This is a genomic window from Streptomyces sp. NBC_00234 (assembly GCF_036195325.1).
In the GTDB taxonomy this organism is placed as follows: Bacteria; Actinomycetota; Actinomycetes; order Streptomycetales; family Streptomycetaceae; genus Streptomyces.
The window spans coordinates 1,573,899-1,588,097 of record NZ_CP108101.1; the positions used below are offsets into that span (position 1 = coordinate 1,573,899).

The window sequence follows — 14,199 nt, forward strand, 5'->3', positions numbered from 1 at the left end:
GGGTCCCTTCGGTCGGTGGCGTTTGCCACGATCATGCAGTGTGCGAGGGTCTGTCGTCGATGGTATTCCGCCCGCTGTCAGTGGCGGGCCGTAGGGTCTGCGACATGACCTCCGTACCCCGGCCGCCTCAGCCACCCACCTCGTTGTCGCCGTCGCGGGCGAGCGATTTCATGCAGTGTCCCCTGCTGTACCGCTTCCGGGTCATCGACAGACTTCCCGAGAAGCCCAGTGAGGCGGCTACCCGGGGCACGCTGGTCCACGCGGTCCTGGAGCGTCTCTTCGACGACCCGGCGGCGGACCGCACGGCTCCGCGGGCGCGGGCGATGGTTCCCGGCCAGTGGGACCGGCTGCTGGAGTCGAAGCCGGAGCTGACGGAGCTGTTCTCGGACGACGCGGAGGGCGAGCGTCTCTCCCGGTGGCTCGGCGAGGCCGGACAGTTGGTGGAGCGGTGGTTCTCGCTGGAGGACCCGACCCGCCTGGAGCCGGCCGAGCGGGAGCTGTTCGTCGAGACGGAGCTGGAGTCCGGGCTGCGGCTGCGCGGGGTGATCGACCGGGTCGACGTGGCGCCGACGGGCGAGGTCCGGATCGTGGACTACAAGACGGGCAAGGCGCCGCGTCCGGAGTACGCGGAGGGCGCGCTGTTCCAGATGAAGTTCTACGCCCTGGTGATCTGGCGGCTGAAAAAGGTGGTTCCGCGGCGCCTGCAGCTGGTCTATCTGGGCAGCGGCGACGTCCTGACGTACGACCCCGTGGAGGCGGACCTGGAGCGGGTGGAGCGCAAGCTCCTGGCGCTCTGGAAGGCGATCCGGGAGGCGACGGAGAGCGGCGAGTGGCGGCCCCGGCCGACGAAGCTCTGCGGCTGGTGCGACCACCGCGCGGTCTGTCCGGAATTCGGCGGTACTCCCCCGGTCTACCCCTTGTCGGTACGCCCGGCGGCCTCGGAGGAGGACGTCCAGGGCAGAATGGGACCGGTCCGGGCCGAGGCCGGCCAACCGGTGGCCCTCGAAGGCCCTTAAGGAGATTTCGTGGCGATCCGCGTCCTTCTGGTCGATGACCAACCGCTGCTGCGCACCGGCTTCCGGATGATCCTGGAGGCGGAGGGGGATCTCGCGGTGGTCGGAGAGGCCGGTGACGGTCTCCAGGCCATCGATCAGGTGCGGGCGCTGCAGCCCGATGTCGTACTGATGGATATCCGGATGCCCCGGATGGACGGGGTCGAGGCCACCCGCCAGATCACCGGTCCGGGCCGTGACGGTCCGGCGAAGGTGCTGGTGCTGACCACCTTCGACCTCGACGAGTACGTGGTGGAGGCGCTGCGCGCCGGAGCCAGCGGCTTCCTGCTCAAGGACGCCCCGGCCAATGAGCTGGTGCAGGCCATCCGGGTGGTCGCGGCGGGCGAGGCGATGCTCGCGCCCAGCATCACGCGCCGGCTGCTCGACAAGTACGCGGACCATCTCCCCTCGGGCGAGGAGTCGGTCCCGGACGCCCTGCACACGCTGACGGACCGTGAGGTCGAGGTGCTGAAGCTGGTGGCGCGCGGACTCTCCAACGCGGAGATCGCCGCCGACCTGTTCGTGAGCGAAACGACCGTCAAGACCCATGTGGGCCATGTGCTGACGAAGCTCGGACTGCGCGACCGCGTGCAGGCCGCCGTCTACGCGTACGAGAGCGGACTGGTGCGCCCCGGCGCCCAGTAACAGCGGAGCGGGTCCGGACGTCCGGTCCGGGGCGCGTGCCCCGGACCGGATCTCCGTGTCAGGCGTTGGTGCGCCCGAGCTCCCAGAGCTGGAGGTCGGCGGAGGAGTTGACCGCCCATTCCACTCCGGTGAGGCCCTCGCGGGAGGCGATGTACTGCTTGCCCTGCCAGATCGGCAGGACGGGGACGTCGTCCGCGACGATGTCCTGGAGGCGCTCGAAGGTCTTCGACGCGGCACTGCGGTCGGCCTCGCGGCGCGACTGCGGGATGAGGGTGTTCTCGGCCATCGCCGAGCGGTAGGGCGAGTTGAGGAAGTCGTTCTTGTCCAGGAACGGCGCCGTGTAGTTGTCCGGGTCCGGGAAGTCCGGGAACCAGCCCATGCCGTACACGTCGTAGTCGCCGCGCTTCTGCGCCGGACGGTACTCCGACCACGGTGCGCCCTTGACGGTCACGTCGAACAGCTTCGAATCGTTGAGCTGCTGCTTCAGCGTCTCGAACTCGGTCGCGGTCGCGGGTCCGTAGTGGTCCGTCGTGTAGTGCAGCGTGAACTTCACCGGCGTGTCGATCCCGGCGGCGCGCAGGGTGGCGGCGGCCTTGCCGGTGTCGGGCTCGCCGTACTTGTTGAAGAACGAGTTCGTGTGGCCGGTGATGCTGGACGGGATCAGCGAGTAGAGCGGCTCGGCGGTCGTGCCGTACACCTTGCTCGCGATGGCACCGCGGTCGACGATCCTCGCCATGGCCTGGCGGACGGCCTTGCTCTTCACCGAGGGGGCGTCCGTGTTGAAGCCGAGGTAGCTGATGGCGAGGCCGGGCATCTCGGTGAGCTTGACGCCGTCCTTCGGGTTCAGCAGCATCTGGCCGGCCTGTTCGGGCGACATGGTGCGGGTCATCATGTCGACCTCCTTGTCGTCCAGCGCCTTGCCCATCGCGGCGGCGTCCGGGAACAGGTCCAGTTCGACCTTGTCGTTGAGGACGTCCAGGTCACCCTTGTAGTTCGGGTTCCTGGTGAAGACGACCTTGTCGACCTGGTTGTTCCTGACCTCGGGCTTCATGGTGTACGGGCCGGAGCCGTCGACCTGGAAACCGTCGCGGGCACTCTTCGCCGGGTACTTGCCCTGCGGGACGATGCCCGCCGCGGGGGTGGCGAGCTTGTACGGGAAGGTCGCGTCCGGGGTGCGCAGGTGGAAGACGATCTGGTCGTCGCCCTTGGTCTCGATCGTGTCGATGTTGTCGAGCAGACCGGCCGGGCCGTTGTCCGAGTTGATGTCGAGGACGCGCTGGATGGAGTACCGCACGTCGTCGGGGGTGAGCGGCTTGCCGTCGGCGAAGGTGAGCCCGCTGCGCAGGGTGCAGCGGTAGCTCTCGTTCTCCGTGTCCGTGAAAACGCAGCTCTTGGCGGCGTCGGGCACGGGCTCACCGCCGCCGCGCGGCACGTGCATGAGGGTCTGCACGGTCTGCCGCAGGACGTTCCAGACGCCCGCCTCGTACCCGATGGCCGGGTCGAGCGGCGCCGGGTTGTCCTTGGAGGCGATGAACTGGTCCGTGGTGCCGACGACGATGGCGCCCTTGCCCTCGTCACCACCGTCCGTCGCGCCGCAGGCGGCGAGTACGGGCGCGAGCAGGCCGACCACGGCCGGCAGCACCAGCGTCTTGCGGTTCATCTGAACGTTCTCCCTCATTCCGGTATGTGAGAAAACGAGATTAGTAGGGATAGTCGCGGACGCCTGACCGGTGGTTGCTCATCACACAATCCACCGGTCGCCCGAATTGACGGTGAATCGATTTCCCGGGCCGATGCGGTGTCGCACAGGGCGAGGCGCGCAGGGACTCCCGGTCGAATTAATCAGACATATCGCCATCTTTAGGTGGCACTCAAATCACCCACAGGGCAACAAGATGCTCACCCAAGATGTTTTCGACATGTTGGCATGAACCTGATTCATCCACACATGAGGGCGATGAAAGGCGCACGTTCCGTCACCGAGAGATTTTCCGTACATTCACAAGAACACGCTCGGTGCGCGGATCAGAGGATTCCTGTGACCAGGCCCCGGAGAAATGCGAGATCGACATCTTCGAGGGACCCCACGACAACCCTTCCCGCGGCCGGTGTGATCGGCGCGACGGACGGTACGGCCACCACCCGGCAGCCCGCGGCCTCCGCGGCGGCGACCCCGGTGGCGGTGTCCTCGACGACGGCGCAGCGCAGGGGATCCGCCCCGAAACCGGATGCCGCGGTGAGGTAGGGCTCCGGGTGGGGCTTGGTCCGGGTGACCTCGTCGCCGGCGACCGTGAGGCCGAAGTGGTGGTGACCGACCGAGTCCAGCACCCGGTCGATGATCCGCCGGTGCGAGGCCGAGACCAGCGCGGTGGGCACGCGGTGCGCCGCGAGTTCGGCGAGCAGCCGTGCGGCACCCGGCATCAGCGGCACGCCGCGGTCGATGCGGGCCTCGAAACTGTCGTTGAGCAGCACCGTGAGCTCGTCCAGCCTGATGTCCGCGCCGGTCGCATCGATGAGATAGCCGGCGCTGCGGGTCATCGGGCCGCCCACGACCACATCGCGCCAGGCTTCGTCGAGCCGGTGACCGAGGCCGGCGAAGACCTCGACCTCCGCATCCCACCAGAAGCCCTCGGTGTCGACCAGGGTGCCGTCCATGTCGAGGAAGACGGCCTGCAGCGTGGAGCCGTCGGCCGTGCGAGTCAGGGACGCGGGGACCGTACTGGTCATCCGTACTCCTCCGTGGGGACGAGAAGGCCGACCGCCATTCCCTGTCGGGAACGGCGACCGGCCTGCAGTGGACCAACCAGTCTACGACTTGCCCGCCCGTGGCGCCCGTACGGACCCGCTACCGCGCGTTGAAGTACTTCGCCTCGGGGTGGTGGATGACGATCGCGTCCGTCGACTGCTCGGGGTGCAGCTGGAACTCCTCGGAGAGCTTGACCCCGATCCGCTCCGGCTCCAGGAGCTCGGCGATCTTCGCCCGGTCCTCCAGATCGGGACAGGCGCCGTAGCCGAGGGAGAAGCGCGCACCGCGGTACTTCAGCGCGAACATGTCCTCCACCTCGGCCGGGTCCTCACCACCGAAGCCCAGCTCGCTGCGGACCCGGGCGTGCCAGTACTCGGCCAGCGCCTCGGCCAGCTGGACGGACAGACCGTGCAGCTCCAGGTAGTCGCGGTAGGAGTTGGCCCCGAAGAGCTCCGCCGTGGCCTCGCCGATCTTCGAGCCGACGGTGACGACCTGGAGGCCGATCACGTCCCGCTCGCCGGACTCCTCCGGGCGGAAGAAGTCCGCCAGGCACAGGCGGCGGCCCCGGCGCTGGCGCGGGAAGGTGAAGCGGGTGCGCTCCGAACCGTCCTCGTGCAGCAGGATCAGGTCGTCGCCCTTGGACACACAGGGGAAGTAGCCGTAGACGACGGCCGCCTCCAGCATGTTCTCGGTGTGGAGCTTGTCGAGCCAGCCGCGCAGGTGCGGGCGGCCCTCGGTCTCGACCAGTTCCTCGTACGTCGGTCCGTCGCCGGCCCGGGCCTGCTTGAGGCCCCACTGGCCCTTGAAGAGCGCGCCCTCGTCCAGCCAGGAGGCGTACTCCTTGAGCTGGATCCCCTTGACGACCCGGGTGCCCCAGAAGGGCGGCTCGGGGACCGGGTTGTCGGTGGCCACGTCGGAGCGGACACCGGCCTCCGGCTCCTCGACCTCCAGGACGGCGGTCTCCTTCCTGGCGACGCGGCGCTGCTTCAGCTCCGGGAGCACCGCGCCGGGGACGCCGCGCTTGATGCCGATCAGGGCGTCCATGAGCCGCAGCCCCTCGAACGCGTCGCGGGCGTAGCGGACCTCGCCCTCGTAGATCTCGTGCAGGTCCTGCTCGACGTAGGCCCTGGTGAGGGCGGCCCCGCCCAGGATGACCGGGAAGTCCGCGGCCATCTTGCGCTGGTTGAGCTCCTCCAGGTTCTCCTTCATGATCACGGTCGACTTCACCAGGAGACCGGACATGCCGATGACATCGGCCCGGTGCTCCTCGGCGGCCTCCAGGATCGCGGAGACGGGCTGCTTGATGCCCAGGTTGACGACGTTGTAGCCGTTGTTGGTGAGGATGATGTCGACGAGGTTCTTGCCGATGTCGTGGACGTCGCCGCGCACGGTGGCCAGCACGATGGTGCCCTTGCCCTCCGCGTCGGACTTCTCCATGTGCGGCTCCAGGTGGGCGACCGCGTTCTTCATGACCTCGGCGGACTGGAGCACGAACGGCAGCTGCATCTGGCCGGAGCCGAAGAGTTCGCCGACGACCTTCATGCCCTCCAGGAGGGTGTCGTTGACGATGTCCAGGGCCGCGCGGGTCTGCAGGGCCTCGTCGAGGTCGGCCTGGAGGCCGTTCTTCTCGCCGTCGATGATGCGGCGCTGGAGGCGTTCGTCCAGCGGGAGGGCGAGGAGTTCCTCGGCGCGGCCCGCCTTCATCGACTTCATGTTGACGCCCTCGAAGAGCTCCATGAGCTTCTGGAGGGGGTCGTAGCCCTCGGCACGGCGGTCGTAGATCAGGTCGAGGGCGACCTTGACCTGCTCCTCCTCCAGACGCGCGATCGGCAGGATCTTGGAGGCGTGCACGATCGCGGAGTCCAGTCCGGCCTTGACGCACTCGTCGAGGAAGACGGAGTTCAGGACGACGCGGGCGGCCGGGTTGAGGCCGAAGGAGATGTTGGAAAGACCGAGCGTGGTCTGTACGTCGGGGTGGCGGCGCTTGAGTTCGCGGATGGCCTCGATGGTGGCGATGCCGTCCTTGCGGGACTCCTCCTGACCGGTACAGATGGTGAAGGTCAGGGTGTCGATGAGGATGTCGGACTCATGCACCCCCCAGTTGCCGGTGAGGTCGGCGATGAGCCGCTCGGCGATGGCGACCTTGTGCTCGGGCGTCCGGGCCTGGCCCTCCTCGTCGATGGTCAGCGCGATCAGCGCGGCGCCGTGCTCCTGCGCCAGTGCGGTGACCTTGGCGAAGCGGGACTCGGGGCCGTCGCCGTCCTCGTAGTTGACGGAGTTGATGACGGCCCGGCCACCCAGCTTTTCCAGGCCGGCGCGGATGACGTCGACCTCGGTGGAGTCGAGCACGATGGGGAGCGTGGAAGCGGTGGCGAAGAGCCCGGCCAGCCGCTCCATGTCGGCGACGCCGTCCCGGCCCACGTAGTCGACGCAGAGGTCGAGCATGTGCGCGCCTTCGCGGATCTGGTCGCGGGCCATCTCGACGCAGTCGTCCCAGCGGGCTTCCAGCATGGCCTCGCGGAACTTCTTCGAGCCGTTGGCGTTGGTGCGCTCGCCGATCGCCATGTACGAGGTGTCCTGGCGGAAGGACACGGTCTGGTAGAGCGAGGAGGCACCCGGCTCGGGGCGCGGGTCGCGCGCGCCCGGCGTCATGCCGCGGACGCGCTCGACGACCTGGCGCATGTGCTCGGGTGTCGAGCCGCAGCAGCCGCCGACGAGCTGGAGGCCGTAGTCCCGTACGAAGTTCTCCTGCGCGTCGGCCATCTCGGGCGCGGTCAGCGGGAAGTGCGCGCCGTCCTTGGTCAGCACGGGCAGGCCGGCGTTCGGCATGCACATCAGCGGCGTACGGGAGTGCCGGGCCAGATAGCGCAGGTGCTCGCTCATCTCGGCCGGGCCCGTCGAGCAGTTCAGCCCGATCAGGTCGATGCCCAGCGGTTCCAGGGCGGTCAGCGCGGCACCGATCTCGGAGCCGAGCAGCATGACGCCGGTCGTCTCGAAGGCGAGCGAACAGATCAGGGGTACGTCCACACCCAGGGCGTCCATCGCCCGCCGCGCGCCGATCAGGCTCGACTTCGTCTGCAGCAGGTCCTGCGTGGTCTCCACGATCAGCGCGTCGGCGCCACCGGCGAGCAGGCCCTCGGCGTTCTGCTGGTAGCCGTCGCGCAGGACGTCGTACGCGATGTGGCCGAGCGTGGGCAGTTTGGTGCCCGGACCCACGGATCCGAGGACCCAGCGCTGACGGCCGTCCTTGGCCGCGAACTCGTCCGCGACCTCGCGCGCGATCCGGGCGCCTGCCTCGGACAGCTCGACGATCCGGTCGGCGATCTCGTACTCGTTGGCCGCCGAGTGATTCGCACCGAAGGTGTTCGTCTCGACGCAGTCCACGCCGACCGCGAAATACTCCTCGTGCACGGAGCGGACGATGTCCGGGCGGGTGACGTTGAGGATCTCGTTGCAGCCTTCGAGGTTCTCGAAGTCCGCAAGGGTGGGGTCCTGCGCCTGCAGCATCGTGCCCATGGCACCGTCTGCTACCACCACCCGTGTGGCGAGCGCCTCGCGGAGGGCTTCGGCTCGGTTCCGGCTGTCAGCGGAAGGGGTCGGCTGCGGGGCCATGGATGTTCTCCCTGGGATGCGACGGCTGTCGGCTTTGCGGCCTTCTGTGGAGGGCGCACCCGGCCAGCGTAGCCGGGAGGTGCCGGAGCCCGTCACGGCGTCCCACGGGGCGGACTGCATGCTGTGCGGGGGCAACTGGGCCGGTGCGGTGACACGGGCTTTCCGGGCGACCGGGCAGAGGTCGACATCGACCGATAGTGTTCAGCATTGTCGAACCACACGGAGGAGTACGGCGCGATGGCCAAGAACATCCAGTCGCTGGAGCGGGCGGCAGCGATGCTGCGGCTGCTGGCGGGCGGCGAGCGCCGGCTCGGACTCTCCGACATCTCGTCCTCACTGGGGCTGGCCAAGGGGACCGCGCACGGCATCCTGCGCACGCTCCAACACGAGGGCTTCGTCGAGCAGGACCCCGCGTCCGGCCGCTACCAGCTCGGCGCGGAGCTGCTACGCCTGGGCAACAGCTATCTGGACGTCCACGAGCTGCGGGCACGCGCCCTGGTGTGGACCGACGACCTGGCGCGCTCCAGCGGCGAGAGCGTCCACCTGGGTGTCCTGCACCAGCACGGCATCCTCATCGTCCACCACGTCTTCCGGCCCGACGACAGCCGCCAGGTGCTGGAGGTGGGCGCCATGCAGCCGCTGCACTCCACCGCCCTGGGCAAGGTGCTGTCCGCCTACGACCCGGTGGCCCACAGCGAGGCCGTCGAGGCGGAGCGGAAGCCCTTCACGCCGCGCACGGTGACCGGCGCGGAGGAGTTCGAGTCGCTGCTCGAACTCATCCGGGCGCGGGGCTGGGCCGCCGACGTGGAGGAGACCTGGGAAGGGGTGGCCGCCGTGGCGGCTCCCATCCACGACCGGCGGCGGATGCCGGTCGGCGCGGTGGCCGTCACGGGCGCCGTGGAGCGGGTCTGCCCGGACGGCGAGCTGCGCCCGGAGCTGATCACGGCCGTACGGGACTGCGCCCGTGCCGTATCCCGGGATCTGGGCGCCGGGCGCTTCTGAGCCCCCGTCGGGCCGTCGGTAACGATCGGGCCCCGCACTCGTTCGTATGTGCCAGAACCCTTGACGTTGCATTCACCCGGGGGAAACACTGCCGTTCATCGGTCGGCATTGTCGAACACCTAACGGCAATACGCGTTAGGGTGTGACAGTGCCAAGGGCCGGTCAGCCCGCACAGGTGGGTACCCACACAACGTGGATACCCACCTTGGGCGCGAACCACCGGAGGGACCCGGTGTTCGCCTTCCCCTGGACGAAGGACAAAGGAGTCACGGGTGTCCAGCTCCGACATCTTCATCGGCGAGACCATCGGTACCGCCGTTCTCATCCTCCTCGGCGGCGGAGTCTGTGCCGCCGTCACGCTCAAGCGCTCCAAGGCACGGGACGCCGGGTGGCTGGCCATCACCTTCGGGTGGGGCTTCGCCGTCCTGACCGGCGCCTACATGGTCGGCGGGGTGTCCGGCGCGCACCTCAACCCGGCGGTCACGGTCGGCCTCGCCATCGAGGGCGGCACCGAATGGGGCGACGTACCGCTGTACCTCGCCTCCCAGCTGCTCGGCGCGATGATCGGCGCGGCGCTGGTCTGGGCGGTGTACTACGGGCAGTTCCACGCCCACCTCACCGACCCCGAGATCATCGGCGCGAAGCCCGCGGTCGAGGGCATGGTCGACCAGTCGGCCGCCCCGAAGGCCGGCCCCGTACTGGGCATCTTCTCCACGGGTCCGGAGATCCGGAACGCCGTTCAGAACGTCGTCACCGAGGTCATCGCGACCGCCGTACTGGTCCTGGCGATCCTGACCCAGGGTCTCAACAACGAGGGCAACGGCCTCGGCACTCTCGGCGCCCTCATCACGTCGCTGGTCGTCGTCGGAATCGGTCTCTCGCTCGGCGGGCCGACCGGATACGCGATCAACCCGGTTCGCGACCTCGGTCCGCGTATCGTGCACGCGCTGCTGCCGCTGCCGAACAAGGGCGGATCCGACTGGGGCTACGCCTGGGTACCGATCGTGGGACCGCTCATAGGCGGCGCGATCGCCGGCGGACTCTACAACGTCGCCTTCGCGTGAGCCGCAGAGCTCAGAGCCGTAACCCTCACCCCACAGACCTCCGGGAGCACACCGTGACCGACGCACACACCACCGGGAGCCACGGCACCGGCCCGTTCATCGCGGCCATCGACCAGGGCACCACCTCCAGCCGCTGCATCGTCTTCGACACGGACGGCCGGATCGTCTCCGTCGACCAGAAGGAGCACGAGCAGATCTTCCCGAAGCCGGGCTGGGTCGAGCACGACGCGACCGAGATCTGGCAGAACGTCCAGGAGGTCGTCGCCGGCGCCGTTTCCAAGGCCGGCATCACCTCCGCCGACGTCAAGGCGATCGGCATCACCAACCAGCGCGAGACGACGCTGCTCTGGGACAAGAACACCGGCGAGCCCGTCCACAACGCTCTCGTCTGGCAGGACACCCGTACGGACGCGCTCTGCAAGGAGCTCGGCCGCAACGTCGGGCAGGACCGTTTCCGCCGCGAGACCGGTCTGCCGCTCGCCTCGTACTTCGCCGGGCCCAAGGTCCGCTGGCTCCTCGACAACGTCGAGGGACTGCGCGAGCGCGCCGAGCGGGGCGACATCCTCTTCGGGACCATGGACTCCTGGGTCATCTGGAACCTGACCGGCGGTACGGACGGCGGCGTCCACGTCACGGACGTCACCAACGCCTCGCGCACCCTGCTGATGAACCTGCACTCGATGCAGTGGGACGACAAGATCCTCCAGTCGATGGACATCCCGGCCGCCGTGCTGCCGGAGATCCGCTCCTCGGCCGAGGTGTACGGACACGCCAAGGGCGGCGTCCTGGACGGCATCCCGGTGGCGTCCGCGCTCGGCGACCAGCAGGCCGCGCTGTTCGGCCAGACCTGTTTCGCGCAGGGCGAGGCCAAGTCCACGTACGGCACCGGCACCTTCATGCTGATGAACACCGGCCACACGCCGGTCAATTCGTACAACGGGCTGCTCACCACCGTCGGGTACCGGATCGGCGACCAGAAGCCGGTGTACGCGCTCGAGGGCTCCATCGCGGTCACCGGCTCCCTGGTGCAGTGGATGCGCGACCAGATGGGCCTGATCAAGTCCGCGGCCGAGATCGAGACGCTGGCCTCCTCGGTCGAGGACAACGGCGGCGCCTACTTCGTGCCCGCCTTCTCCGGTCTCTTCGCCCCCTACTGGCGCCCCGACGCCCGAGGCGTCATCGCCGGCCTGACCCGCTACGTCACCAAGGCGCACATCGCCCGTGCCGTGCTCGAAGCCACCGCCTGGCAGACCCGCGAGATCAGCGACGCCATGACGAAGGACTCGGGCGTCGAGCTCACCGCCCTGAAGGTCGACGGCGGCATGACCTCCAACAACCTGCTGATGCAGACCCTCGCCGACTTCCTGGACGCACCCGTGGTGCGGCCCATGGTCGCCGAGACCACCTGCCTCGGCGCGGCCTACGCCGCCGGCCTCGCCGTCGGCTTCTGGCCGGACACCGACGCCCTGCGCGCCAACTGGCGCCGCGCCGCCGAGTGGACCCCCCGCATGGACGCGGAGACCCGCGACCGCGAGTACAAGAGCTGGCTCAAGGCCGTGGAACGGTCCATGGGCTGGCTCGACGAGAGCACCGTCGAGGAGTAATCGATATGACCACCCCGCAGAGCGCCCCGGCACTCGGGACGCGCCCGGCCTCCGGCTCACTGCCGAGCCGCGCCGAAACCCGGGAGCAGCTTTCCAAGGCGACGTACGACCTCCTGGTCATCGGCGGCGGCATCCTGGGCATCTCCACCGCCTGGCACGCCGCGCAGTCCGGACTGCGGGTGGCACTGGTGGACGCCGGCGACTTCGCCGGCGCCACCTCCTCCGCCTCCTCCAAGCTGCTCCACGGCGGTCTGCGCTACCTGCAGACCGGCGCGGTGAAGCTGGTGGCGGAGAACCACTTCGAGCGGCGCGCCGTCTCCCGCCAGGTCGCGCCGCACCTGGCCAATCCCCTCACCTTCTACCTGCCGGTCTACAAGGGCGGCCCGCACGGCGCGGCCAAGCTCGGTGCGGGCGTCTTCGCCTACTCCGCGCTCTCCGCGTTCGGTGACGGGGTCGGCCATGTGATCAGCCCGGCGAAGGCCCGGCGCGACGTGCCGGAGCTGCGTACGGACAACCTGAAGGCCGTCGCCGTCTACGGCGACGACCAGATGAACGACGCCAGGATGGCGCTGATGACCGTACGCGCGGCGGTCGACGCGGGCGCGACCGTCCTCAACCACGCCGCGGTCACCGGACTGCGGTTCACCCGGGGCCGGGTGACGGGCGCCGAGCTGCGGGACAGCACGGACGGTACGGAGTTCGGCGTGAACGCCCGCCTCGTGCTGAACGCCACCGGCCCGTGGGTGGACCACCTGCGGAAGATGGAGGACCCGAACGCGGCTCCGTCGATCCGGCTGTCCAAGGGCGCGCACCTGGTGCTCAAGCGCACCCGCCCGTGGAAGGCCGCCCTCGCCACCCCGATCGACAAGTACCGGATCACGTTCGCGCTGCCGTGGGAGGACATGCTGCTGCTCGGCACCACGGACGAGGAGTACGAGGGCGACCCGGCGGATGTCGCGGTGACCGAGAAGGACACCGCGCAGATCCTGGACGAGGCGGCGTTCTCCATCCGCGACCAGCAGTTGTCGCGCGATCTGATCACCTACTCCTTCGCGGGTCTGCGGGTCCTGCCCGGCGGACCCGGCGACACCTCCAAGGCCAAGCGCGAGACGGTCGTGACGGAGGGCCGCGGCGGGATGCTCTCGGTCGCGGGCGGCAAGTGGACGACGTTCCGCCACATCGGCCGTACGGTGATGAACAAGCTGGCCGCGCTTCCGGGGCACCCGCTCGCGGACGACATGGAGCCGATGGCCAGGCTGCCGAAGAAGCTCCCGCTGCCCGGCATCGCCAATCCCCAGGCGGTCGCGCACCGGCTCCTGGTCGACGGGGGTACGCCCGGTCCGCGGATGGCGGCCGACACGGCCAGGCACCTCGCCACCCACTACGGTTCGCTGTCCTTCGACATCGCCCGGCTCGCCAACGAGAACCCCGACCTGGCCCGGCGCATCCACCCGGACGCCCCGGAGATCTGGGCGCAGGTCGTCTACGCCCGGGACCACGAGTGGGCCGAGACGGCCGACGACGTGCTGCGCCGCCGCACGACGCTGACGATCCGTGGGCTGGCGACGGACGGCATCAGGACCGAGGTGGAGGGCCTGCTCGCCGACAAGGGCTGACGCACGGGGTGTACGGGGGCGGCTTCCACGGGGGGAGCCGCCCCCGTACCCGTACCCGTACCCTGCGGGCCTGCGGACCCTCATAATGGAGAGAGACATCGGATGTCTGAATCCAGTCCGAATCCAGGAGGACCGTCATGGCTGTCACCGACGAGGCGATCGAGAAGATCAAGGGAATGATCGTCTCAGGTGCCCTGAGGCCCGGTGACCGGCTCCCCAAGGAGAGCGAACTCGCCGCGGAGCTCGGGCTGTCCCGCAACTCCCTCCGGGAGGCGGTGCGCGCGCTGTCCCTGATCCGCATCCTCGACGTACGGCAGGGCGACGGCACGTACGTCACCAGCCTGGACCCCCAACTGCTCCTGGAGGCGCTGAGTTTCGTGGTGGACTTCCACCGCGACGACACCGTGCTGGAGTTCCTCGCGGTGCGCCGGATCCTCGAACCCGCCGCCACGGCGATGGCCGCGGGGCAGATCAGCGAGGACCAGCTGGATCTGCTCGGCTCGCAGCTCGACGCGCTGGGCGAGAAGCCCTCGGTCGAGGAACTGGTCGCCGCCGACCTGGAGTTCCACCGCGGCATCGTGCAGTCGTCCGGCAACTCGGTGCTCTGCTCGCTGCTCGACGGACTCTCCGGGCCGACGACGCGGGCGAGGGTCTGGCGCGGCCTGACCCAGGAGGACGCCGTCAGCCGCACCCTGCACGAGCACCGGGCGATCCTCGCCGCGCTGCGGGACAGGGACGCGGAGGCGGCGCGGGCCTGGGCGACCGTCCATGTGGCCAGCGTGGAGCAGTGGCTGCGATCGACCCTGTGACAGGCGTACGGGCCGGCGGGCGACGTGCCGCCCGCCGGCCCGTACGGTG

General features: G+C 69.3%; 10 protein-coding genes. 7 read left to right on the plus strand and 3 right to left on the minus strand.

What is annotated here, in order from left to right:
- Positions 1–170: 170 nt before the first annotated feature.
- A complete protein-coding gene (locus OG230_RS06775) occupies positions 171–1,016 on the plus strand; it encodes a RecB family exonuclease (protein ID WP_328911327.1) in 846 nt (281 codons plus the stop codon).
- A gap of 9 nt (positions 1,017–1,025) precedes the next feature.
- Positions 1,026–1,697 carry a response regulator transcription factor gene (locus OG230_RS06780; RefSeq protein WP_328909210.1) on the plus strand — a complete coding sequence of 224 codons (672 nt, stop codon included), beginning with the start codon at positions 1,026–1,028 and terminating at the stop codon, positions 1,695–1,697.
- A 58-nt stretch (positions 1,698–1,755) separates the two neighbouring features.
- Here the strand turns inward: OG230_RS06780 and OG230_RS06785 are convergent, their stop codons facing one another.
- From OG230_RS06785 to metH, 3 genes are all read right to left on the minus strand, one after another.
- A complete protein-coding gene (locus OG230_RS06785; protein ID WP_328909211.1) occupies positions 1,756–3,357 on the minus strand; it encodes an ABC transporter substrate-binding protein in 1,602 nt (533 codons plus the stop codon).
- 365 nt (positions 3,358–3,722) lie between these two features.
- A complete protein-coding gene (locus OG230_RS06790) occupies positions 3,723–4,424 on the minus strand; it encodes an HAD family hydrolase (RefSeq protein ID WP_328909212.1) in 702 nt (233 codons plus the stop codon).
- 118 nt (positions 4,425–4,542) lie between these two features.
- Positions 4,543–8,055, minus strand: a complete 3,513-nt coding sequence (metH, locus tag OG230_RS06795) for a methionine synthase (protein WP_328909213.1) — start codon at positions 8,053–8,055, stop codon at positions 4,543–4,545.
- A gap of 237 nt (positions 8,056–8,292) precedes the next feature.
- Here metH and OG230_RS06800 point away from each other — a divergent pair, with 237 nt between their 5' ends.
- The 5 genes from OG230_RS06800 (at position 8,293) to OG230_RS06820 (ending at position 14,150) form a co-directional block, all read left to right on the plus strand.
- On the plus strand, positions 8,293–9,057 hold the full coding sequence (locus OG230_RS06800) for an IclR family transcriptional regulator (RefSeq protein WP_328911328.1): 765 nt from the start codon (positions 8,293–8,295) through the stop codon (positions 9,055–9,057).
- A 272-nt stretch (positions 9,058–9,329) separates the two neighbouring features.
- On the plus strand, positions 9,330–10,121 hold the full coding sequence (locus OG230_RS06805) for an MIP/aquaporin family protein (RefSeq protein WP_328909214.1): 792 nt from the start codon (positions 9,330–9,332) through the stop codon (positions 10,119–10,121).
- A gap of 53 nt (positions 10,122–10,174) precedes the next feature.
- Positions 10,175–11,725: a glycerol kinase GlpK gene (gene glpK / locus OG230_RS06810; RefSeq protein WP_328909215.1), complete on the plus strand. Its 1,551-nt coding sequence runs from the start codon at positions 10,175–10,177 to the stop codon at positions 11,723–11,725.
- A gap of 5 nt (positions 11,726–11,730) precedes the next feature.
- The gene (locus OG230_RS06815) at positions 11,731–13,341 is read left to right on the plus strand and encodes a glycerol-3-phosphate dehydrogenase/oxidase (RefSeq protein WP_328909216.1); all 1,611 of its coding nucleotides are present in this window, start codon (positions 11,731–11,733) and stop codon (positions 13,339–13,341) included.
- A 137-nt stretch (positions 13,342–13,478) separates the two neighbouring features.
- Complete coding sequence (locus tag OG230_RS06820; protein ID WP_328909217.1) at positions 13,479–14,150, plus strand: FadR/GntR family transcriptional regulator; 672 nt, start codon at positions 13,479–13,481, stop codon at positions 14,148–14,150.
- Positions 14,151–14,199: the final 49 nt, after the last annotated feature.

What these genes read in the sequence shown, in the direction of transcription:
- OG230_RS06820 (WP_328909217.1), top strand. Translation starts at nt 13,479, where the DNA reads ATGGCTGTCACCGACGAGGCGATCGAGAAGATCAAGGGAATGATCGTC.
- OG230_RS06775 (WP_328911327.1), top strand. Translation starts at nt 171, where the DNA reads ATGCAGTGTCCCCTGCTGTACCGCTTCCGGGTCATCGACAGACTTCCC.
- OG230_RS06790 (WP_328909212.1), bottom strand. Translation starts at nt 4,424, where the DNA reads ATGACCAGTACGGTCCCCGCGTCCCTGACTCGCACGGCCGACGGCTCC.
- OG230_RS06815 (WP_328909216.1), top strand. Translation starts at nt 11,731, where the DNA reads ATGACCACCCCGCAGAGCGCCCCGGCACTCGGGACGCGCCCGGCCTCC.
- metH (WP_328909213.1), bottom strand. Translation starts at nt 8,055, where the DNA reads ATGGCCCCGCAGCCGACCCCTTCCGCTGACAGCCGGAACCGAGCCGAA.
- OG230_RS06785 (WP_328909211.1), bottom strand. Translation starts at nt 3,357, where the DNA reads ATGAACCGCAAGACGCTGGTGCTGCCGGCCGTGGTCGGCCTGCTCGCG.
- OG230_RS06800 (WP_328911328.1), top strand. Translation starts at nt 8,293, where the DNA reads ATGGCCAAGAACATCCAGTCGCTGGAGCGGGCGGCAGCGATGCTGCGG.